Here is a 21,539-nt window from a genome sequence, read left to right as displayed (position 1 = left end):
TGACGCCTCGCGATAGATCGAACAAATAGCAAAGGAGACTGTCATGACCGCACCCGTCATTCGCGGCGTCAATCATATCGGCATCACGGTGCCCGACATCGAAGCCGCAAAAGCGTTCCTGGCGGATGCATTCGGCGGCCAACTGATCTATCAGTCCTTCGGACCGCAGGATCCGCCGCGCCAGGGGCCCGAGTTCGAGCGGGCCGTCGGCGCTTTCCCGGGAACGGTTGTGCGCGCGCAGGCGATGGTCAAGATTGGAACCGGACCCGATATCGAGCTCTTCGAAATGCACGGTCCCCAGCAAGCCCAGCCGATCCGGGCGAGCGATTTCGGCATCACGCACTTCGCGCTCTACACCGACGACATCGACGCATCGGTCGAGCGCTTCGAGAAGGCTGGAGGCACACCCCTCACCGCGCCGCGCGCTATCCCCTATGCCACCGAAAAAGGTCCCGGAAACAAGGTTTGCTATTGCCGCATGCCGTGGGGCACGACCATGGAGTTCATCACCACGCCGGACCGCATGGCTTATCATGATCAGACCGATCTGCGCAGGTGGCAGGACGAGGACTGAGCAGGGCGCGAAGAGGGATGGTACCACCCGACTTGAGGAGTGAAGCGCATGTGGCAAATCCCGAAATTCGCTCGGCTGAGAGCGCCGACATCGCGGACATTATGGCGAACTTCAACGAACATCGGCGGCCTGAGGAAGCCAAATTTCCCGCAGAAAACCGCATCTTCCGGCGGTTGACTATGAACGCTGGTGAATGGGTAAATGGCGCGGGAGGGAGTCTAACTCATTTCATATGTAGTTGATATATAGGCATATTTTACGATCTAAAAATTCATCCCCCACATTTTCCCCCACACATTCTCAAAGTGTCCCTTCATTTTACCGGCTGCGGAGATTCGTGACGGTAGCGAGGCTGCCCGCTCGCGCGCTTCCCAAATAGCGCTGTAGCGGGCGGGCAGTCTTGCGGGCGGTGTCTGATGCCCTCGATACTGGACACGACCGGAATGTGTGAGACACTGCCACATCAAAAGGATTCGACATATTCCGATACGATAGCCAACTGCGCCGCATGGACACAACTGCGGCTGACAAGATCAAGCTCCACCTAGACGCACTCACGGCAAAGGCGTTGAGCGCCTTCAAACGGCAGATGCTCCACATACATGCGGGTGGGGATTATGGTGAGTTCGTCCCAGAGTTTATGGTCAATGACATGGTGCGGGCTGCCGAGAGCAGCGCCAGCCAGTTGCTTGCCGATGCTGTGTCTCGAGTCTCAGGCATATCGACGGCACCGGCCAGTTTCACGATGATTGATATGGCGATGAACGCTTACCTTTCCGACCTGCAAGGCGTGGTGGAGCAGGGGCGTGGCGTTCCACTGCACCCTGCCATGCTCAAAGTGGCTGGCGAACGGTTTGATGCTGTTCGCCGGAGGCTGATCCGGCATCTCGACAATCATCGCTCCAGCTTTGTCGAGTCAAAGAATAAGGGCGGTCGCCCGCCAACATGGGATTGGGAAGGTGCGCTGATCCATGTCACGGCCATAGCCAATACACCAGACGGGCTGCCTTCAGAGCGAGGGGCGCAGGCGCGGATTGAGGAAATCATCCATGACTGGTTCATTCAGGCCGGTGGCGATGCGCCTGCCGACAGTGAAATCCGCAAACGGGCCAGCGCGATAATGAAAGGGCTGAAAACCAGTTTCCGGCCCTTACCAGCCGACACCTTCCCGGATTCGTAGTCAACCGCCCCTGCCCACGGAAAGCGGACGCATGAAAGCGTTAGCTGATGGGCTGGGAACCAAGTCTATGAATGAACCCTATCTGTGTTCCGTCTCCGATGCCGCAAAGATGTTGGGGGTCGGACGAACCAAACTGTATGACATGATCGCCAAGGGCGAAATCCTGTCCATGCAAATCGGCACGAGGCGGCTGGTCAAGGTGGCCAGCATTCGGGCGCTGATCGAGCGCCTGACTGGCGGTGCCGCATGAGCGATGCCAGCCACAACGAAAGGGCCGGTGCTGCGTCAACAGCAACCGGCCCGGAAGATGCCAAAGCGGTCAGCCCGGCATCACTGTCTAACCCGGACCAGCCGATGACGCCAGATGAGATGCAGGCAGATGCGGCGAGCGTCGATGCTGCGGGACTGCTGAACCGCATTCACGCGTTTACACGCCGTTTCATCTGCTACCCCTCGGACCATGCCAGCACCTCACATGTCCTGTGGATCGCCCACACGCATCTGATGGAGGCGTGGTTTTCGACGCCCCGCCTTGCGGTGCTGTCGCCGGAGCCAGGAAGCGGAAAGTCGCGGGTGTTAGAGATTACAGCCATGCTGGTTCCAAACCCGCTGCTGTCGGTAAACTCGTCTGCGGCGTACATTCTGTGGAAGGTCTCCGATCAAGCGAACCGGCCAACGATCCTGTATGATGAAATCGACACGATCTTTGGCCCTGCCGCTAGGGGCAACGAAGACCTACGGGGGATGGTCAATGCAGGCTATCGCCGTGGTGCCGTGGTGGGCCGCTGCAATACGGAGCGCGGCAAGGTGCAGCCCGTTGAACTGGCTACATATGCGGCGGTCGCAATGGGTGGCCTTGGCAACCTGCCCGACACTATCATGAGCCGGTCGATCATTATCCGAATGCGGAAGCGGGCGGCTGGCGAAAAGGCCGAACCTTTCCAGCCCCGTATTCATGAGCTTCAAGCAGAAGCCCTGCGGATCGAACTGGCCGAATGGGCGGCCAGCATCGCCGGTCTGGCGGAAATGGCACAACCGGCCATGCCGGACTGTATTGCCGACCGGAATGCCGATGTGTGGGGACCGCTGTTCGCGGTGGCCGATCTGGCAGGTGGTACATGGCCCGAAGCGGTGAGGATGGCTGCTACGGATGCCGTGCTGTCAGCGAAAGCCAGCGAGCGTCCTTCTTTGGGCGCTCAACTGTTGGCGGATATTCATGCCTGCTTCGGCAATGCTGATCGGATCACCACCGTCGATCTGCTGGACAGGTTGCTGGACGACGACGAAGCGCCTTGGGGCGATCTGCGTGGCAGGAAGATCGACGCCCGCAAACTGGCCGAGATGCTGCGTGAATATGGCATCCGGTCGTCCACGATCCGTATGCCCAATGGTCAGACGCCCAAGGGCTATAAGCGCGAAGCATTTCATGATGCATGGAAGCGCTACCTGCCTGTGTCACCAGCACGCACAACAAGCGCAACGTCCGACACCTATCATGCCAACCCTGATGTTACCGGGGATGGCACTGTGTTGGAGTATAACATGCCTGCGGCGTGTGGCGGCAAAAGCGGCTGAGTCACGGGCGAGGGAGGCGTGAAAGCCATTGGTTTTCGGCCAAGTTGCCCATGTGTCGTCAGTGGCGGCAAATCCCAGAGAGTGGCCGAGAAGTTGACTTGGCCACTCTCCAGACAACCCGAAGCGGAGCGGGAGCCAAGAAGTTGAACATTCTCACGGACAACCCCATGCAACCGGCCAATTTGGCCAGTGCTCCTCGTTGCGGTGCCCGAACACGGACGGGAGCCGAATGCCGTTCCCCGGCTGTCAGAGGAAAACAGCGATGCAGGATGCATGGTGGGAGTAGCTGCGGTGCGCCGATGGGCAATCGCAACGCATGGAAACATGGTGATCGCTCGGCGCAGACAGAAGCTGAGTTGAAGTTAGTAAGGGCGGCTGACCGCATGCTTCGGCTGCTGACAAATTCCAGCAAGAGCCGGAAGCTGCCGCGAACTGACTGGTAGCCATTCTGCCTATCGGACGTTCATACCGGACCCGCCCCAAGGGCTGGGTCCGGCACTTCACTCCCCGAAAATACTATCGGGAAGATATTCGATAGCCTGAGCGTAGAGCGTGGCATTGGCCTCGGAGTCGGCGCAGAAGTCCAAAACCTCACGGTTTGAACGGGCCAAGTCGATGCGGGCTTCGCGCAGCAGCGTGTCGCGGAAGGTCTTGCGATGGATCGCATGACGGTCACGCTGGTCGGTGGCCGCAGATTCCACGAAGCGGCTTGCCATGTCGATGCCCCCGCTAACGGTGGTGACGGTCTTGCTGACCATGCCAGCGGTGTCGGTGATGGTGCCAAGAACGGCACCGAAAGTCATGCGAGTGGTAGCCATGAGGTAAGCCCTCCATTGAGCCGGACAAATTTATCCAGACAGGCCGGAGGCCCGTATAATGGGGGGCACACCCGTATTTCTGTGTTCCCGGACACCGGGGGGGTATCTGTATATTGGGGGTGCCTCATGGTGACACCCCTGCCGCCAGCCGTTGCGATGAAAAATTTGCATAAGGCGCGGCTGCGCTGCGAATGACTGAAAAGGGTGGGAAGGGGACAGGCCGCTTCCCTGTTCAATTTCGCTGAAAGCCGACTAAAAGGCTGGCCATGAATTGGAGCAACGCCCTAATTTGGCTCGCCCTTCTGGCGATTATCTTGCTACTGTCAGGTGGCAGGTCTACCCGGCACTCGCCTGACAACTGGCGCGTCGCTATTGCGTTCGCGATATTCGTTGCTTCGCTTGCGTGCAGTCCGATATTCAGTCTCTATTTAAGCGAGTTATGGGGTTTGAAACTGGGCACAGGCAGTCTGCTCGCGTTCGCTTGGGCAGGCGCATTTATTTCTCTACCGCTATCTTTGTTATGTGCGAGGGCGTTTGGACCTGACACATATGGAACCTACGTTGCTTATCTTGAGCGTAGCGGGCGAGCAAAGATGCAGGTGATCTGGGCTATCTGGTTCGGGGTATCGGCCGTCCTATTAGCTTACGGAATCGTTCGGCTTTCCTAGGCCATCTTGATCAAGTGTCCGCACGTTCCGGCAACGTCCAATCTTGCGCACCGATATCGGTTGCCTAAGCGGCAGGCAGTGGTCCCCTGCCGCTGGGCAGCTTGCCAATCCCGAACCGGACCAACGGGTTATCGTCGGCGCGGAGTGATTCGCGGGCCGGGAACGACGATGCGGGGTGGTTTCGCGACACTCAGGTTTGCAGCCACTTCGACAAAAAAGCGGACTTTTACGGATATTTAAAAAGAGTTTGCGTTACTCTCATCATGGAACCAGACCTCAGCATCGCACAATCTTTAAAAGTCGCATTTTTGTCGGCGTTTGCCGGATGCTTTTTATCAACGATCATCTTTTGCTGTGGCATTCTTGCGACGGCGGATGGAATGTTTAGTTTGAAGGGCATTATTGCAGTGCAGATGTGGGGAGCGCTAGTCGGCACAATGGCATTGCTTTTTTCAATCCCCGCAGCGTTAATTTTGGGCACCCCTCTACATTGTATTCTTACTCTCCAAGTCGCTGCCAATCCGAAGTCGTATGCAGTGTTATTCGCACTGATTGGCGCGGCCGTCGGATGGATCATATTTTTGGTCGTGTTCAGCGATGGACTAGGTTCAACTATTGAAATGGCAAAATATGCCTGCCCCCTCTACGGTGCGGGAGTAGCTGGAATAATGCCTCTGACGGCAGCATGGCTGAACAAGTCTATTGATCTACCATAGTGTGTCCGGTTGCCAGAAAAGCTCAACGTTCAGTTTATGGCAACTTCTGGTCGTTTGCTGCCGATGCCGCTGCCTCCTCACCTTCGATGCAGGAAGCTTTTCCCTTCTCCTCCCCCCTTCGGCTGGGGGGGCGCTCGGGAGCGAAGGCTGCTCATCGGCCCGTAGCGAAGCGGAGGGGCCGATAGGGCAAAGCCGGGAGCGGAGAGCGGGCGACCAGCCGACGAAATGAACCGCCATCTCGTTTATCCCCTCAATAATATGTCGGGGTGGGTGGTTGAGAGATTTCCACCTCTTGGTTCCCATTCTGGCGCACGGCGTGCCCAGCCTCTTCCACTCCTGCCCCACCGCGCCTGCGGCGCGTGGGTTGTGCGGACGGCTGGAACACGCCGAAGGCGGTTCAATGCGGGGCTTTGATGGGGCGGGAGATGAGGAACGCCCCGCGCAGCTTCTTGATCTCCCATGCTATGGCAGCAGCAGCGATCAGGTTCACCAACGCATGAAACTCTTTACTCATGGTGATGACGAAAACGGGATTATATAACAGGGCGATGAAGGAGAACGCCCACGCCCACGAACTCGGCTTGCGGATGAAATACAGGGCAGCGAGATAGCCCATATATCCTGTCACCAGCAGGCGGAGCAGTTGGTAATAGCCGTAGGGCATATCAGCCACGGCCAGAATGCTGAGAGCCGCAATCGACCAGCCCAGCCAGTGGGGCGGGAATCCCTGCGGGGTTATCTTCTCTCTTCTTGGTTCCCCAAGGCCGATAGGCCTTTCCGGCTCGGCATGTGGTGTGATCGCAGGCGACGATACAGATGGTGCTCTTGCGGCCATTGGCGCTGCCTGTTGGCCGCCCGAATCAGAAGGCGCGGCCTTGCACAAAGAAATGGCGTGCGCCTTCCCGTCCGCCTTCACGCGGCCGACATGGGAAAAGCCGAGCCTGCGCAGCTTCCGCGCTCGTAGCGCATTACCGAACAGTCCAAACAGTATCCGGATTGTGAGTAGGACGGAGGACACAGCCAGCACCACAAGCCGGGTCGGCTCGTCGTAACGGTCATAGGGATCGACATACCCGTTGGTATTGTTCCCGGTGATGCTGAAAACGAGGTCTATGGGCAGCAGCAGAAAGGCCGCAAGCCATAGTCCGCTGAACAACGCCCATATCGATCCGAAGAAGAATGCTGGCCAGCACCAGCCTTGCTTGACGGCCTTGTAATCGCCGTCATCGTTCGAGAACAGGTTGAATGATCGCATATCTCCCCCTTTCATGGCGGCGCCTGCGGAGCAGACGCAAGGAAAACACTCATAGGTGTGATTATGGTAAAATGCATCGTAAAAGCGGGATTCACACTTATACGATGTGGTGATGCTGAAGAGAGGTCGGCAACCACGTTTGCGTGGAAGTCGATCCCGATCTTGTCCCGTTAGGTGACGCTGTTAGGCAGTTAAGGAAAGTGCGTGGCCTGACCCAAGAAGATTTGTCCGGGCTGACCGAACTTCACCGCAATCATATAGGCGGGATCGAGCGCGGCGAACGTAACATTACCATCAAGACAATGCTGGCCTTGGCTCGTGCATTGGACGTACAGCCTGCGGAATTGTTTTCGAAATATCGCATTTCGGCGGCCACCCGACCTTAGTCGAGGGAACCTTAGTTCGCCGCCGATTGAGGGCCGCACGATCAAGGTTAAAGCAGCGGTTATTTGTTGAGCCACTGACACGTTGTCCATCCTGTGATCGCGGCGATAATGTTCATCATGTTAGAGGCAAACAGTAATCTGGCTATATTCTGCTCGCAGACAAGAATGTGACATTTGTCAATCAGCCGCGCTCATAATACGATGCCTGAGGGCGGCTCGTTGGCGGACAGGGTTTGGTCGGCGGAGGTCCGAATCGCCTGTTCGATCAGATTCAATAAACTAGCTACACCTGCCCATTGCCGAATGTGGGGCGGTCAAGTTATGAGCGGGCGCAAGGAATGCGCCACGGGTCCGACGTCTCTTGTCGGTATGGCCCATGCCTTATGCGAAGATGCGACTAAAATCGGGGGACATATGGCTGGATTGTTGGACGGCGCGGGCGGCGGCGCAAGCAACTCGCTAAACCGGCTCTACTACGGCGACAATCTCGACATAATGCAGAACAAACTTGGTCTTGAAAGCGTTGATCTGATTTACCTTGATCCACCGTTCAAGTCCGACACCAATTATAACTTAATGTATCGCAATCTGACCGGTAAACCAGTGCCAGAACAGGTTCATGCGTTCGCCGATACGTGGGAATTCGACGCCGAAAAGGAAAGAATTGCACGCGAGATACCTACGCTCATGATCCAACAGGGCATTGACCCTGATGCTGTGCAGTTTTGGACGCTTTGGGTTGATGCACTTAGGAAAACCAATCGCGAACTACTCGCCTATCTAATTTATATGGTGCAGCGAATGCTCTTCATGAAAAGCATTTTGAAACGGACCGGTTCGATTTATCTTCACTGCGACCCGACAGCGAGCCATTATATCAAAGTTATGATGGACGCGATTTTCGGGCATGACAATTTTCGGAATGAAATCATTTGGAAGCGTACTGGATCACATGGGGGATCAAAGCGGTGGGGTCCGGTCCACGATGTCATATTATTTTACACTAAATCATCAAAATACACTTGGAACCGGGTTTTTCAAGAATATGAAAAGTCATACCTTGACGATTTCTACCGCTTTAGTGATGGTAAGGGTCGTTATAGACTAGTCACTTTGACAGGGGCGGGCGTTCGTACGGGAGATTCTGGAAAGCCATGGCGCAATGTTGATCCCACCGCTTCTGGCAGACATTGGGCGGTTCCAATTAAGTCGCTTCAACGTGCATATCCAGACCATGATTTCGCCGGGCTATCAACTCAGGAAAAGCTGGATTTGCTTGATAAGGCTGGCCTTGTGTATTGGCCCCCGCGAGGAAGTGTTCCACAACAAAAGAGATATGCCGATGAGAATCCTGGGGTGCCTGTTCAAGACATTGTGACGGACATCGGACCAGTTTCATCGCAAGCAAATGAACGCCTCGGCTACCCCACGCAAAAGCCCGTGCCGTTGCTTGACCGGATCATTCAGGCATCCAGCAACCCCGGCGACGTAGTGTTCGATCCATTCTGCGGTTGCGGAACGACGATCTATTCTGCCGTAAAGAACGAAAGAAGATGGATTGGATGCGACATTGCTATTTTACCAATACAAATGGTCACAACGCAACTCGCTGAGCGCCATCGCTTGGTCCAAGGAATTCATTTCGAAGTAGATGGTGTTCCAATTAGTGTCGAACAGGCTCGGCATCTCTTTGATAGAAACCCTTATCAATTTCAACAATGGTTTGTTGAGCGTGTTGGTGGATTTCCAATGCAGAAGAAGGTCGCGGATCGCGGCATTGACGGTCGCCTATACTTCCAAACAAATATGAAATTGGAACAGATTATTCTTTCGGTGAAGGGTGGCAAGTTGAAGCCCACCGACGTTCGCGACCTACGGGGTGTCATGGAACGCGAAAAGTGTCCGATTGCTGGTTTCCTTTGTCTCAACGAACCTACGAAGGCCATGCGACAAGAAGCCGAAGATGCGGGCGAATATGAATATATGGGAATCCCATACAAGCGGCTTCAACTGCTGAGCGCGACCGACGTTTTGGAGCGGGGGATGACATTCCATACGCCTACGAAGGTCAGCACGAAGTTCGCGACGGGCCAAGGTTCATTGGCGTTGATGTAGCACAATGCCTGCCTTCAAGCTTGCCTCATCAACTGTAAAACCACTGCTGGTTTACGATCCGTGGCACAATGCGCACCCCATGCTTCCATCAGCTTCCGGCGCTTGTCGAGCATACCGCCCCGCTGATAAGCCCGCTCAACCTCGTTGGGGTTCTGATGCGCCAGTGCCGCTTCCGCCACTTCGCCGGGAAAGTTGGTCTGTTCGGCGACCCATGTGCGGAATGATGACCGGAAGCCGTGAACGGTCACTGGTTCTTCCATCCGCCGCAACACCTTTAACAGGGTCATGTCGGACATGACGCCACCGTTCATGCCGGGGAATACAACATCAGTTCCTTCGCGCCGGACAACCATGGCGCTTCGCAGCACAGACGCGGCTTCGGGCGACAGCGGCACGACATGCTCACGCCGCATCTTCATGTGATCGGCGGGCACCGTCCATAAAGCGTTATCAAGATCGAATTCATCCCATGTCGCCAGCCGCACTTCCTGCGAGCGTGCGGCGGTCAGCACGGCGAACTCCAGTGCAAGGCGTCCCCACACTCCGCCAGTGACACGAAGGCGAGTGAGGAAGGCAGGGACATCGGCATAGGGCATGGAGGGATGATGCTTGCCGCCAGATTGCTTGGGCAGGCCCTTGCCTGCTGCCAGAGCTTTATGCGGGGCTTCGGTGGCTCGCCAGCCACGAGCATGGGCATAATCCAACACGGTGCAAATCCGCTGCTTCACTCGCCGCCCGGTTTCCGGGGTTTTCGTCCACACTTCGGAGATGGCCGCAATGATCTCGCCAGCGGTGATGCTGCCTACCGGCTTGGAACCAAGGGCAGGGAAAGCATAGGTTTTCAGTGTGCTAAGCCACTGGTCCCCATGCTTCTCGTTAGCCCATTGATACTTATGCGCTTCCAGATAGGCATCGGCGGCCTCTTTGAAGGTGACGGTCGCGGCCTTGGCCTTGCGCTTGTCAGCCACCGGATCGAGGCCTTTGATTCGGACGGCCTCGCGCAGCTTCACGGCCTCGATACGGGCGTTGGCCAAAGTCACCAGTTTGGCGGTGCCAATGGTGTAATCGCGCCGTTTTCCTTGATGCTGGATGCGAACGAGCCAAGACGCACCGCCACGCTTATCCACTTTCAGGAATAGGCCGTCACCATCCTGATAGGTGCCGGGCTTGTTCAGAAAAGCCTTCACCTCATTGGCCGTCAATTTCCCCATGCTTCACCTCGCCGGGGCGCATTCCACCACACCCCCCGAAATCCACCACACTTTCCACCACGTTTTATCGTGGTTGCAGGCGAACTTCAACGAACATCGGCGGTCTATGAAAACCAAATTTTCCGCAGAAAACCGTACCTTCCGGCGGCTGTCTATGAACGCTGGCGAATGGGTAAATGGCGGAGCGGGAGGGATTCGAACCCTCGATACGCTTTTGACGTATACTCACTTTCCAGGCGAGCGCCTTCGACCACTCGGCCACCGCTCCGCATTGCACTGGAGGCGGCTCCCTATCGTGCGTCGGCGCGCTAGGCAAGGGGATGCTTTACTTTCCTTTCCATCCCATGCTTGATCGCGCCATGCCAATCCGCTCCCTCGCTTTCACGGCCGCGCTTTTCCTGTCTTCCCCGGCGCTTGCCGCCGATGCGCCCGCCACCCCCTCCGCCATAGTGGCGCAGGCCCCCGCAGGCGCTTGGCGGCCGATCGCGCCCGACGCGCTGCTGGTCATGACGGTCGAGGGCGGCAAGCGGGTCGTCATCCAGCTCGCGCCCGATTTCGCGCCTGCCCATGTCGCCAATATCCGCGCGCTCGCCCGGGCGGGCTGGTGGGACGGGGAAAGCGTCTACCGCGTGCAGGACAATTATGTCGCCCAATGGGGCGACGCGACGGAGAAGAAGGCCCTGCCCCCCGGCATCGCCGCGAACATCGTGCCCGACTATGTCCGCCCGCTCGCCACGCTCAAGGGCGCCGCCGTGCCCTTGCCCTATCCGGACGCCTATGCCCCGCGCACCGGCTTCATCGACGGCTGGCCGGTGGCGATGGACGAGACGTCGGCCTGGCTGCCCCATTGCTACGCCATGGTCGGCGTGGCGCGGAACCTGTCCCCGGACGCGGGGACCGGAGCGGAACTCTACGCCGTGATCGGCCAGGCCCCGCGCCAGCTCGACCGCAACATCGCGCTGGTCGGCCGGGTGATAGAGGGCATCGGCCTGCTTGCCAGCCTGCCGCGCGGATCGGGCGACCTCGGCTTCTATGCGGCGGGGGAAAGGCGCCTGCCCATCCTTTCCGTCCGCCTCGCCAGCGACCTGCCGGAGGCGCAGCGGCCGCGTTACCAGGCGATGGACGTGGGATCGCGTAGCTTCGCCGATTATCTTCGCCTGCGGGCCAACCGGAAAGACGATTTCTACGAACGGCCCGCCGGCGGCGTCGACCTCTGCAACGCGCCGGTGCCGGTCCGGCAGGCGCCCTGAGCGCGCCGTTTCGCCGACACGGGCAAAATGCCGGAACGATGCCTATCTAACGGACATTACACCCCCGCCGGCAATGATGGAGAAGATGGTCATGATCGTAGGCACCGTCAGGGAGATCAAGAATCACGAATATCGCGTCGGCCTGACGCCGGAGAGCGTGCATGAGCTGACCGCCCACGGCCATCGCGTGCTGGTGGAAAGCGGCGCGGGGGAGGGGATCGGCGCGCATGACGGCCTCTACGCCCGCGCCGGGGCGGAGATCGTCGAAGACCCCGCCGCCGTCTTCGCCGCGGCGGAGATGATCGTGAAGGTCAAGGAACCCCAGCCGGAGGAACGCGCCCTGCTGCGCCCCGGCCAGATCCTCTACACCTATCTGCACCTCGCCCCCGATCCTGACCAGACGCGGGATCTGATGGCGTCGGGCGCGGTCTGCATCGCCTATGAGACGGTGACGGACGCCCATGGCGGCCTGCCGCTGCTCAAGCCGATGAGCCAGGTCGCCGGGCGCATGGCGATCCAGGCGGGCGCCACCGCTCTGGAAAAGGCCAATGGCGGGCGCGGCGTGCTGCTGGGCGGGGTGCCCGGCGTCCTGCCGGCGAAGGTGGCGGTGATCGGCGGCGGCGTGGTCGGCTTCAACGCGGCGCAGATGGCGGCGGGCCTGGGCGCGGACGTCACCATCCTGGACCGCAGCCCGGAAGTGCTGGAGCGGCTGGGCATCCATTTCGAGGCGCGGGCGAAGACGCGCTTTTCCAACCGCGCCAACCTGGCCGAATGCGTGGCGGAGGCGGACCTGGTGATCGGCGCGGTGCTGATCCCCGGCGCCGCCGCGCCCAAGCTGGTGTCGGCGGATATGCTCAAGACCATGAAGAAGGGCGCGGTGCTGGTCGACGTGGCGATCGACCAGGGCGGCTGCTTCGAAACCAGCCACCCCACCACCCATGACGACCCGACCTATATCGTGGAGGGCATCGTCCATTATTGCGTCGCCAACATGCCCGGCGCCGTGGCGCGGACCAGCACCTATGCGCTCAACAACGTGACCCTGCCCCACGCGCTGCGGATCGCCGACCTGGGGTGGAAGGAAGCGATGCGGGCGGACCCGCATCTGCTGGACGGGCTGAACGTGTGGAACGGGCAGATCGCCTATCGCGCCGTGGCGGAGGCGCTGAACCTGCCCCATATCCCTGCGGAACAGGCGATCGGATAACGGCCGGGCCGGCGTCTTATTGCCAGTTGCGGACATCATTTACCGTCACCCCGGACTTGATCCGGGGTCCCGCTGCCTTGGGCTGGGCGTGCACTCGGAAAGAAAGCGGGACCCCGGGTCAGGCCCGGGGTGACGAATTGGGGAACGTCCGCTTCACCCCCATCGCCTCCCACAATATTGCACCCCCCTTTGCGGGTTCCCCGACTTCGTTCGTCTTGGGAAGAAGCGGGGCAGTTGATCGTCCCCGCCCGTTATATTCCGCCGCAGAGAGGCATGGGTTTCCAAAATGGTCGATTGCACAGCTTCCGCCGCCTTGATCCATCGGGGCATATTCCTCCATAACGCCGCCCGCACGGCACCGACAGGGGAGCAGCGCTGATGCATGGTGACCTGACGACCTGGCTGGTGCCGCTGGTCGCGATGCTGGGGGCGGGCCTGTTCGCCGGTTTCGCGGCGGGGATTTTCGGGATCGGCGGCGGCTTCGTGGTGGTGCCCGCGCTGTTCGTGGTTCTGCCGCTGCTGGGCGGCACGCATGAGGCCATCGCCCATGTCGCCATCGGCACGTCGGCGGCGACGATCATCGTCACGTCGATCCGCTCGCTGCTCGCCCATGCCAAGCGCGGCGCGGTGGAATTCGAGATACTCAAGACCTGGGCGCCGTGGATCATCCTGGGCGACGGCGTCGGCGTGCTGCTGGCCGGCCGGGTCGACGGGCACATATTGACCATGATCTTCGCGGTCGGCGTGTTCCTGATGTCGCTCAACTTCCTGCTGCCCAAGGTCGGCGGCAAGGTGATCAGCGACACCATGCCGTCCGGCATCGCCCGCGTCGGCATCGCCGGCGGCCTGGGCACCTTTTCTGCGCTGCTGGGCATCGGCGGCGGCACCATCGCCATCATGGTGATGACGCTGTGCGGCCGTTCGATCCACCGCGCCATCGCCACCGCGTCGGGCATCGGCACGCTCATCGCCATTCCCAGCGCCATCGGCTTCGCGCTGATCGGCCTCAAGGAAGGCGGCCTGCCCTGGGGTTCGCTGGGCTATGTCAACATTCCCGCGACGCTGGCCATCGCCTCCATGTCCGTGCTCACCGCGCCGCTGGGCGTCGCCGTCGCGCACGCCATGCCCGCCGCCCCGCTCAAGAAGATCTTTGGCGTCTATCTGGTGATCATCGCCTTCGTCATGTTCCGCAACGCCATGAAGATGTGAATTCCCCGGCCCATGGCCCCTGCACGGGCCATGGGCGGGATTTTTCCGTAACATACTGATTTCAATGGATTTCTGTTCGATCCGTCCTTTCCGCCGGTCGCCGGGGGGATGCGTTTCGTCCATTCTGCACAACCGTTCATGCGCAAAATCCCGCTCCTCGCACGTTGAACCCGGCATCGGGACGAGGAAGAGGAGAAGAGACATGAAACGCTCGACCATCGCCGGCGCCCTTGCCATGATCGCAATGGCGCCGCTTTCCGCAACGGCCATGCCCCATGGCGCGATGAGCTATGAGGAAAGGCTCGCCGCCATGGAGGACGACATGACCCTGCCCGCGCCGATCGCGGGCGTGCAGAACAAATATTGGTTCAACTATCGCACCGATGTGGCCGAAGCCCGCAAGGAACTGGCCCACGACCTGCGCCACGCCACCGATGCGGAGGATGAGCGCGACGCCTGGGACGAATATCGCACGGAACTGGCGGACGCCCGCCGCGACTATGCGAAGGAAATGCGGGAAAAGGGCTATCGCGGCGGACAGGTGCGCGTCCACGGCTCCGGCCGCTGACGATGCAGGGCGGAGGATGGGGCGGCCGCAAGGCCCGCGTCACGCCGCCTCATCCTCCGGCATGACATCCACCATCACCTGCACGCTCTGCCCCGCGCCGCCGACGAACAGCCCGTCCATCGGCGCGACATCGGCATAATCGCGCCCCATGGCGACGAACAGATGCCCCTCGCCGGCGATCACCCCATTGGTCGGATCGAAGCCGATCCAGCCCCGCGCCGGGCCGCACCACAGCATCGCCCAGGCATGCATGGCGTCCGCACCCACCAGCCGCGCCATGCCCGGCGGCGGATCGGTGCGCAGATAGCCGCTGACATAGGCGGCGGGCAGCCCGAACCAGCGCAAGGCCGCCACCATCACATGGGCGAAGTCCTGGCACACCCCATGGCGCGCCGCAAAGGCCTCCGCCACCGGCGTCGCCGCATCGGTCGCCCCGCTCACATAGGCGAATTCCCCCTTGATCCGCCGCGCCAGTTCCAGCGCCGCCTCGACCACCGGCCGCCCGGACGCCATCAGGTCCGCCGCCCAGGCGCCGATCTCCGCCACCAGCGGCACGCGCGGCGAGGCATGGAGATAATGCGCCGGTCCCGCCGGTCCCATGTCCCGCGCCGCCAGCGCCGCCGCCGCCACCGCGCCCACGGTGGGATCGTCTTCGCGCGCTTCCGCCGCCGGCCCGCCCTGCACCCCGGCGCGAAAGCTGCTGTCGATGCTGATCCGGCAAAGCGGGCTGTCGATCTCCAGCCGCGCCACATTGACCGGCCACGCCCCCGGCCGCGATTCGATGGAGGCGGGCGCGGGATCGACCGCCAGATGATAGTCCGACGTCCACTGCCCCGGCCACGGCGCGGGCCGCAGCCGCAGGTTCAGGCGCGCCAACTGCACCGGCGCATCATAATGCACGATGGTCTGGTGCCGGATGCGGTAGATCATGACAGCAGGCTGCCGCCCTCGCTCCTCTCCTTGCGCCGTTGCAGGAAATAACGCTGCCCGATGGCGTCCGACAGGCCGAGCAAGCGGCTTTCCGCATCCGCCAGATCGGCCATGCCCAGCATGTCTCCGGTCATCGGCGCCAGCCGCGCCGCCAGCATCGCCGCCAGCCTTTGCGGCTCCTCCGGCATGCCGTCGCCATGCAGTGTCGGCAGCGCGGCGACATGCTCCGCCAGCCTTTGCGCCTGGTAGAGGATGGAACGCGGATTATGCGGCTCCAGCGCCACCAGGTCGCGCACCGGCGCCAGCGCCGGCCCGGCCAGATAGCGGTTGCGATAGCTGATCTGGCTGTCGTTGAGGTCCAGCAGCACGGTCAGGTCGTCGGCCGAAGCCCCGTCGCCCGCGAACAGCATGGCGAGGCGGCAACCGTTGATCGCCCGCTCCATCCGCCGCCCCATGTCGTGGAAGCGCCACCCCTCGGTCCGCCCCATATTCTCCGCCGCCAGTCCCGAAAGCGCCGAAATCCGCTCGATCATGCGGGAGGACGCTTCCAGCAGCGTTTCCGTCACCCCGCCGTCGAAATCGGGCAGGGGCAACCGCACCAGCCGCCAATAATCCACCGCCAGCCGGTCTCGCAGCCCTTCGCCGATGCCCGCCACCGCCGCCAGCAGGGCGCGCACGCTGCCCGGCTGCGCGCCGTCGCCCAGCGCCTGCGCGCAGAGCGGCCCGACGGCACCGGCAGTCCCCGGAATCGCGCCCCACAGCGCCAACTGCCCCATCAGCCGGTCCATGGTGGGCGACCCGACCGCCGGACCCAGATCGGCCTCGATGGACCCGCCGACAATCGCCCGGATCACCCGCGCCGTCATCTCCATGCGCTCGATATAGCGGCCCAGCCAGTAGAGATTGTCCGCCGCCTTGGCGGGCAGCATGCCGCCCACCCGGCGGATCGCCGGGGCCGCCGCCATCAGCCCGTCCCGCGGCACCGGCCTGGCGTCCAGCACGCACATGTCCGCCGACAGGTCGCCTTCGCCCATCAGCGCGGCGCGAATGTCGCCATGCGCCGCCAGCCGCGCAAAGGCGCCCGGCATGATCCGCCACTGGCCCAGATCGTCCCGCGCCACGAAGACCCGCAGGGTGAAGGGCAGGGGGGTCAGCTTGCCGTTCACGATGGCGGGCGTGGTCGACAGCCGCACCACTTCCTGCCCGACATAGTCCATCGGCCGCCGCGCCATCGCCTCCAGCAACGCCGCCCGCTGCTTCGCGTCCAGCCCCGATCCGGGCAGGAATCGCGTCCCCGTCAATCCCGCCACGTCCCGGTCGAAGGCGGACCCCACCACCAACTCGTCCATCGCGTCGGCCACATGCGCCCGCTCGGCCGCCTGCCCGCACCACCATGTCGCGATATTGGGCAGGATGAGGTCCGCGCCCAGCACCTCCCGCGCCAGCCCCGGCAGGAAGGCCGCCATCGCCCGCGATTCGATCACGCCCACGCCCGGCCAGTTGGCCAGCATCAGCCCGCCCTTCACGCAGGCGTCGAACAGGTCGGGCACGCCGATGCGCGATTCCGCGTCGAACGCCAGCGGATCGAGGAAACGGCTGTCCATCCAGCGCCACAGCCCGTCGACCCGCTTCAGCCCCTGGATCGTCCGCACGAACAATTGCCCGTCCGACACGATCAGGTCGTCACCCTCGACCAGCAACAGCCCCAGATAGCGCGCCAGATGCGCCTGCTCGGCATAGCTCTGGTTGAAGCGGCCCGGCGACAGCAGCCCGATGCGCGGATCGCTCCGCTCGCAATCCGCCGCCAGCCCGCGCCGCAGGTCGCTCAGGAACGGCGCCAGCCGCCGCGCGTTGAGCGCCCCCAGCAAATCCCCGGTCGCCCGCGACAGTGCCAGCCGGTTCTCCAGCGCATAGCCGACCCCCACCGGCGTCCTCACCCGGTCGGCCAGCACGCGCCATTCCCCGTCCGGTCCCCGCGCCAGGTCGGCGGCGTAGAAATGGACGAAATGCCCGTGCGGCGGCGGCGCGCCGGTCATCACGCGCCAATGATGCGGACTGCCGGTGATCACGCTGGCGGGCAGCTTCCCGTCGCGCACCAGCGATTGCGTGCTGTAGATGTCGCTGATGACCCGCTCCAGCAACTGCGCCCGCTGGACGAGGCCCTGCTCGATATGCGTCCATTCCCGCGCCCCGATCAGCAGCGGAACGGGGCTGAGCGGCCAGGGCCTTTCCTGCTGGTCCCCGGTCAGCCGGAAGGCGAGGCCCAGATCGACCGCCTGCCGCTCGACATTGCCGGCCAGCGCCGCCGGATCGCCCTGCGCCTGCGCCGACAGCCGGTCCAGCATCGCCCGCCAGTGCCCGGCCATCTCCGCGCTCGCCCCGGCGAACAGGTCGCCCTCCGGCGCCCACGCCAGATAGGCGTCGGCCCAACCGGCGGCATCCATGACAGGGGCGCTCGCCACGGTCATGGATGCCGGAAACGCAGGTCCAGCGTCATCGGAAATTCGCTCGTAGCCTCGGCGGGCGGCATGTCGACCGGCCCCGGCGTATGGCCATGGTCCTGGAACCGCGCCTTGCGCCGCGCCTCCGCCTCATAGGCGTTGATCGGCAGCGTGTCGTAATTGCGCCCGCCCGGATGCGCGACATGATAGACGCAGCCGCCCAGCGACCGCCCGCTCCAGCTATCCAGCACGTCGAAGGTCAGCGGCGCGTTGACCGGCAGGGCAGGGTGCAGGCAGGCGGCGGGCGCCCATGCCTTGTACCGCACGCCGCCCACCGCCTCGCCCGGCACGGCGGTCGGCGTCATCGGCACGCGCCGCCCGTTGCAGGCGATCACATGCCGCCCGGCGACCAGGCCCGTCGCCCGCACCTGCAAACGCTCGGTCGAACTGTCGACATAGCGCACGGTCCCGCCAATGGCCCCGGTCTCGCCCAGCACGTTCCACGGCTCCAGCGCGTGGCTGATCTCCAGCCCCACGCCGCCCGCATCCACTGCGCCATGCACCGGAAAACGGAACTGCCGCTGCGCCTCGAACCAGTTGGGATCGAACGCGTAACCCGCCCCGCGCAGGTCGCCCAGCACCTCCAGGAAATCCGCCCAGACGAAATGCGGCAGCATGAAGCGGTCGTGCAAGGCCGTCCCCCAGCGCACCAGACCGCCCTGCTGCGGTTGCCGCCAGAACCAGGCCGTCAGCGCCCGCAGCAGCAATTGCTGGACAAGGCTCATCCTGGGTTCCGGCGGCATTTCGAATCCCCGAAACTCCAGCAGACCCAGCCGCCCGGTCGGCCCGTCGGGGGAGAACATCTTGTCGATGCATATCTCGGTGCGATGGGTGTTGCCCGTCACGTCGACCAGCAGGTTGCGGAACAGCCGGTCCACCAGCCAGGGCGGCGGCGCATCCCCTTCGCCCGGCGCGGGAACCTGCGCCAGCGCGATCTCCAGCTCATACAGCCCGTCATGCCGCGCCTCGTCGATGCGCGGCGCCTGGCTGGTCGGCCCGATGCACAGCCCCGAAAACAGATAGGACAGCGAAGGATGCCGCTGCCAATAGAGCACAAAACTCTTCAGCAGGTCGGGCCGCCGGATGAAGGGCGAATCGTTCAGGCTCGGCCCGCCCAGCACGATATGATTGCCGCCCCCGGTCCCCACCGACCGCCCGTCGACCATGAACTTGTCGGCGGTAAGGTCGCAGGTCCGCGCCAGCGCATAGAGCCGCTCGGTGATCTCCACCGTCTCGGCCCAGCTTGACGAAGGCTGGATATTCACCTCGATCACGCCGGGATCGGGCGTGGCCTTCAACACCTGCAGGCGCGGATCGGGCGGCGGCGCATAGCCCTCTATCCGCACCGGAATCCGCATCGCCTCCGCCGCGCCCTCGACCTCGGCGACCAGTTCCAGATAATCCTCCAGCGCCTCCACCGGCGGCAGGAAGACGGACAGGAAATGCCCCCTCGGCTCCACCGTCACGGCGGTGCGCACCGCCCCCTCGATAGGGACTTGCTCGACCCGATCCTGCGCCACGGCCCCGCCCGGCGCGCCGGGAACCCGCTGCACCGGCTGCGCCCGCACCTCGTCCACCGTCGCCCGGAAATCCGGCAAGGGCCCTCGCGGCTCGCTGGGGTCGCGGGGATGGATATAGGGAAAGGCCGCCTCCGGCACATGCGGCAAAGACCCCAGGGGCAGGCGATAGCCCAGGGCCGAATCCCCCGGCACCGCGAACAGCCGCCCGCGCCGCAATTGCCAAATCTCGCTCTGCCAGCGCGGCGTCGCGGCCTGAGCCTGCCACCGCTGCACCGGCAGCACATAGCCCACCGGCTGGTCCAGCCCCCGCTCGAACGCCCGCACCATCCGCGCTCGCGCCTCCGGATCGCTGATCTTGGGATCGTCGGGAGAGGTGTTGACCGGCAGGTCCGCCTCCTTGACCGCCCACACCGCCGGGTCTTCATAAACCGGCTGGATATGATCGGTGGAAAAGCCCATCGCCCCCGCCATATGCGCGATGAAGGCCTGCGCATCCTCCGCCGTCACCGCCCGCGCGCCCTCCGGCGCGACCTCATCCGCGATCAGCCCGGCATCCCGCCAGATCGGCACCCCGTCCTGCCGCCAATAGACCGCATAGGCCCAGCGCGGCAGGCTCTCGCCCGGATACCATTTGCCCTGCCCATGATGCAGCATCCCGCCCGGCGCGAAGGCTTCCCGCAGCCCCCGGATCAGCCGGTCGGCATAACCCGCCTTGGTCGGCCCCACGGCATCGCCGTTCCACTCGCCCGCATCGCCGCCATTCTCCGCCACGAAGGTCGGCTCGCCCCCGGTCGTCAGCCGCACGTCCTGCGCCTGCAAATCGGCATCCACCTGCGCGCCCAGCGCCATCACCGCATCCCAGCGCGCATCGGTGAAGGGCTTGGTGATGCGCACCGCCTCGGCAATGCGGCTCACCCCCATGGAGAAGTGAAAATCCACCTCCGCCGGTTCGGCCATGCCGCTGATCGGCGCGGCGGACCGATAATGCGGCGTCGCGCAGAGCGGAATATGCCCCTCTCCGGCGAACATCCCCGACGTCGCGTCCAGCGCCACCCAACCCGCGCCCGGCACATAGGCCTCCGCCCAGGCATGCAGGTCGACCACGTCCTGGCTGACCCCCTTCGGCCCTTCCAAAGGCTCGACATCGGCCACCAACTGGATCGAATAACCCGACACGAACCGCGCCGCAAAGCCCAGCCGCCGCAGCAACTGCACCAGCAGCCAGGCCGAATCCCGGCACGACCCGGTGCCGATCTCCAGCGTCTCCTCCGGCGCCTGCACCCCGGCCTCCATCCGGATCACATAGCCGACCTGGTTCTGAAGCTGCCGGTTCACCTCGACCAGGAAATCGATCGTCCGCCCCTCATACCCCCTGTGGCTTTCCACCAGGGCCTTGAACAGCGGCCCCTGATCCTCCAGGTCGAAATAGGCGGCAAGGTCGGTCTTCAACTGCTCGTCATAGGCGAAGGGATAGTCCTCCGCATAAGGCTCCACGAAGAAGTCGAAGGGATTGATGATGTCGAGATCGGCCAGCAGGTCGACCTCGACCGAGAAACGGTCGACCGGATCGGGAAAGACGACCCGCGCCAGCCAATTGCCGTGCGGGTCCTGCTGCCAGTTCAGGAAATGCCCGGACGGTTCGATCTTCAACGCATAGTTGGGGATTTTCGTGCGGCTATGCGGCGCGGGCCGCAACCGGATCACCTGCGGCCCAAGGCGGATCGGCTGGCTGTAGCGATAGGATGTCAGGTGGTGGAGCGCGGCCTTCAGCATGAAAGCGATGAAACGCCACCCCCTGCTGCAATGCAATATGTAATCGTTTCAGGATCAAAGAATCTGGCGTTTCTGCCTTTCGT

17 protein-coding genes and 1 tRNA gene are annotated in these 21,539 nt (G+C 62.6%); 11 read left to right on the top strand and 7 right to left on the bottom strand.

All coding sequences use genetic code 11. From position 1 onward, the window contains the following. Positions 1-43 precede the first annotated feature (43 nt). The 4 genes from Sj15T_RS12130 (at position 44) to Sj15T_RS12115 (ending at position 3,329) form a co-directional block, all read left to right on the top strand. A complete protein-coding gene (locus Sj15T_RS12130) occupies positions 44-574 on the top strand; it encodes a VOC family protein (protein ID WP_013041260.1) in 531 nt (176 codons plus the stop codon). A gap of 508 nt (positions 575-1,082) precedes the next feature. Further along, positions 1,083-1,754, top strand: coding sequence for a hypothetical protein (locus Sj15T_RS12125; protein ID WP_013041258.1), 672 nt, complete (start codon positions 1,083-1,085; stop codon positions 1,752-1,754). Between the two features lie 67 nt (positions 1,755-1,821). Next, positions 1,822-2,004 carry a helix-turn-helix domain-containing protein gene (locus Sj15T_RS12120; protein WP_041386109.1) on the top strand — a complete coding sequence of 61 codons (183 nt, stop codon included), beginning with the start codon at positions 1,822-1,824 and terminating at the stop codon, positions 2,002-2,004. Beyond that, complete coding sequence (locus tag Sj15T_RS12115; RefSeq protein ID WP_253720663.1) at positions 2,001-3,329, top strand: DUF3631 domain-containing protein; 1,329 nt, start codon at positions 2,001-2,003, stop codon at positions 3,327-3,329. Before Sj15T_RS12120 ends, Sj15T_RS12115 begins: the two co-directional genes overlap by 4 nt. A gap of 500 nt (positions 3,330-3,829) precedes the next feature. On the opposite strand, the gene Sj15T_RS12110 is transcribed toward Sj15T_RS12115, so the two are convergent. Continuing rightward, positions 3,830-4,147: a hypothetical protein gene (locus tag Sj15T_RS12110; RefSeq protein ID WP_041386106.1), complete on the bottom strand. Its 318-nt coding sequence runs from the start codon at positions 4,145-4,147 to the stop codon at positions 3,830-3,832. A 931-nt stretch (positions 4,148-5,078) separates the two neighbouring features. On the opposite strand from Sj15T_RS12110, the gene Sj15T_RS12105 reads away from it, so the two are divergent. After that, positions 5,079-5,531 (top strand): hypothetical protein, encoded by a 453-nt coding sequence (locus tag Sj15T_RS12105; protein WP_148225573.1) that lies wholly within the window; start codon positions 5,079-5,081, stop codon positions 5,529-5,531. A gap of 397 nt (positions 5,532-5,928) precedes the next feature. On the opposite strand, the gene Sj15T_RS12100 is transcribed toward Sj15T_RS12105, so the two are convergent. Beyond that, entirely contained in the window at positions 5,929-6,786 is an 858-nt protein-coding gene (locus tag Sj15T_RS12100; RefSeq protein WP_013041250.1) for a DUF2628 domain-containing protein, read from the bottom strand. Positions 6,787-6,929: 143 nt separating this feature from the next. Here Sj15T_RS12100 and Sj15T_RS12095 point away from each other — a divergent pair, with 143 nt between their 5' ends. Beyond that, positions 6,930-7,172, top strand: coding sequence for a helix-turn-helix transcriptional regulator (locus tag Sj15T_RS12095; RefSeq protein ID WP_013041249.1), 243 nt, complete (start codon positions 6,930-6,932; stop codon positions 7,170-7,172). 321 nt (positions 7,173-7,493) lie between these two features. Next, entirely contained in the window at positions 7,494-9,287 is a 1,794-nt protein-coding gene (locus Sj15T_RS12090) for a DNA methyltransferase (RefSeq protein WP_158514630.1), read from the top strand. A 14-nt stretch (positions 9,288-9,301) separates the two neighbouring features. Here the strand turns inward: Sj15T_RS12090 and Sj15T_RS12085 are convergent, their stop codons facing one another. Both Sj15T_RS12085 and Sj15T_RS12080 read right to left on the bottom strand, forming a co-directional pair. Next, entirely contained in the window at positions 9,302-10,498 is a 1,197-nt protein-coding gene (locus tag Sj15T_RS12085; protein WP_013041247.1) for a site-specific integrase, read from the bottom strand. A 177-nt stretch (positions 10,499-10,675) separates the two neighbouring features. Further along, a tRNA-Ser gene (locus Sj15T_RS12080) sits at positions 10,676-10,766 on the bottom strand. Between the two features lie 91 nt (positions 10,767-10,857). Between Sj15T_RS12080 and Sj15T_RS12075 the strand changes: the two genes are divergently transcribed. The 4 genes from Sj15T_RS12075 to Sj15T_RS12060 all read left to right on the top strand — a co-directional run bounded on the left by Sj15T_RS12075 (position 10,858) and on the right by Sj15T_RS12060 (position 14,732). Continuing rightward, on the top strand, positions 10,858-11,748 hold the full coding sequence (locus tag Sj15T_RS12075) for a peptidylprolyl isomerase (RefSeq protein ID WP_049775180.1): 891 nt from the start codon (positions 10,858-10,860) through the stop codon (positions 11,746-11,748). A 91-nt stretch (positions 11,749-11,839) separates the two neighbouring features. Further along, positions 11,840-12,955 carry an alanine dehydrogenase gene (gene ald, locus Sj15T_RS12070; protein ID WP_041386615.1) on the top strand — a complete coding sequence of 372 codons (1,116 nt, stop codon included), beginning with the start codon at positions 11,840-11,842 and terminating at the stop codon, positions 12,953-12,955. 378 nt (positions 12,956-13,333) lie between these two features. Beyond that, on the top strand, positions 13,334-14,164 hold the full coding sequence (locus Sj15T_RS12065; RefSeq protein WP_007687895.1) for a sulfite exporter TauE/SafE family protein: 831 nt from the start codon (positions 13,334-13,336) through the stop codon (positions 14,162-14,164). Positions 14,165-14,366: 202 nt separating this feature from the next. Beyond that, positions 14,367-14,732, top strand: a complete 366-nt coding sequence (locus tag Sj15T_RS12060; RefSeq protein WP_013041243.1) for a hypothetical protein — start codon at positions 14,367-14,369, stop codon at positions 14,730-14,732. 39 nt (positions 14,733-14,771) lie between these two features. Here the strand turns inward: Sj15T_RS12060 and Sj15T_RS12055 are convergent, their stop codons facing one another. The 3 genes from Sj15T_RS12055 to Sj15T_RS12045 are packed head-to-tail and all read right to left on the bottom strand — an operon-like array spanning position 14,772 to position 21,456. Next, positions 14,772-15,662, bottom strand: a complete 891-nt coding sequence (locus Sj15T_RS12055) for a transglutaminase family protein (protein ID WP_013041242.1) — start codon at positions 15,660-15,662, stop codon at positions 14,772-14,774. Then, positions 15,659-18,130: a circularly permuted type 2 ATP-grasp protein gene (locus tag Sj15T_RS12050; protein WP_013041241.1), complete on the bottom strand. Its 2,472-nt coding sequence runs from the start codon at positions 18,128-18,130 to the stop codon at positions 15,659-15,661. The genes Sj15T_RS12055 and Sj15T_RS12050 overlap by 4 nt, the downstream gene beginning before the upstream one ends. Next, positions 18,127-21,456, bottom strand: a complete 3,330-nt coding sequence (locus Sj15T_RS12045; RefSeq protein WP_013041240.1) for a transglutaminase family protein — start codon at positions 21,454-21,456, stop codon at positions 18,127-18,129. The genes Sj15T_RS12050 and Sj15T_RS12045 overlap by 4 nt, the downstream gene beginning before the upstream one ends. Positions 21,457-21,539 lie beyond the last annotated feature (83 nt).

Origin of the sequence: Sphingobium sp. TA15, from assembly GCF_037101235.1 — a bacterium.
Taxonomy (GTDB): domain Bacteria; phylum Pseudomonadota; class Alphaproteobacteria; order Sphingomonadales; family Sphingomonadaceae; genus Sphingobium; species Sphingobium indicum.
Note: the sequence above shows the minus strand (reverse complement) of the source record. Positions and strands in the feature narration are given on the sequence as shown.

Bases quoted from the DNA above. Each gene is read 5' to 3' on its own strand.
- Sj15T_RS12130 (WP_013041260.1), top strand. From the start codon at position 44: ATGACCGCACCCGTCATTCGCGGCGTCAATCATATCGGCATCACGGTG.
- Sj15T_RS12125 (WP_013041258.1), top strand. From the start codon at position 1,083: ATGGACACAACTGCGGCTGACAAGATCAAGCTCCACCTAGACGCACTC.
- Sj15T_RS12120 (WP_041386109.1), top strand. From the start codon at position 1,822: ATGAATGAACCCTATCTGTGTTCCGTCTCCGATGCCGCAAAGATGTTG.
- Sj15T_RS12115 (WP_253720663.1), top strand. From the start codon at position 2,001: ATGAGCGATGCCAGCCACAACGAAAGGGCCGGTGCTGCGTCAACAGCA.
- Sj15T_RS12110 (WP_041386106.1), bottom strand. From the start codon at position 4,147: ATGGCTACCACTCGCATGACTTTCGGTGCCGTTCTTGGCACCATCACC.
- Sj15T_RS12105 (WP_148225573.1), top strand. From the start codon at position 5,079: ATGGAACCAGACCTCAGCATCGCACAATCTTTAAAAGTCGCATTTTTG.
- Sj15T_RS12100 (WP_013041250.1), bottom strand. From the start codon at position 6,786: ATGCGATCATTCAACCTGTTCTCGAACGATGACGGCGATTACAAGGCC.
- Sj15T_RS12090 (WP_158514630.1), top strand. From the start codon at position 7,494: ATGAGCGGGCGCAAGGAATGCGCCACGGGTCCGACGTCTCTTGTCGGT.
- Sj15T_RS12085 (WP_013041247.1), bottom strand. From the start codon at position 10,498: ATGGGGAAATTGACGGCCAATGAGGTGAAGGCTTTTCTGAACAAGCCC.
- Sj15T_RS12075 (WP_049775180.1), top strand. From the start codon at position 10,858: ATGCCAATCCGCTCCCTCGCTTTCACGGCCGCGCTTTTCCTGTCTTCC.
- ald (WP_041386615.1), top strand. From the start codon at position 11,840: ATGATCGTAGGCACCGTCAGGGAGATCAAGAATCACGAATATCGCGTC.
- Sj15T_RS12065 (WP_007687895.1), top strand. From the start codon at position 13,334: ATGCATGGTGACCTGACGACCTGGCTGGTGCCGCTGGTCGCGATGCTG.
- Sj15T_RS12060 (WP_013041243.1), top strand. From the start codon at position 14,367: ATGAAACGCTCGACCATCGCCGGCGCCCTTGCCATGATCGCAATGGCG.
- Sj15T_RS12055 (WP_013041242.1), bottom strand. From the start codon at position 15,662: ATGATCTACCGCATCCGGCACCAGACCATCGTGCATTATGATGCGCCG.
- Sj15T_RS12050 (WP_013041241.1), bottom strand. From the start codon at position 18,130: ATGACCGTGGCGAGCGCCCCTGTCATGGATGCCGCCGGTTGGGCCGAC.
- Sj15T_RS12045 (WP_013041240.1), bottom strand. From the start codon at position 21,456: ATGCTGAAGGCCGCGCTCCACCACCTGACATCCTATCGCTACAGCCAG.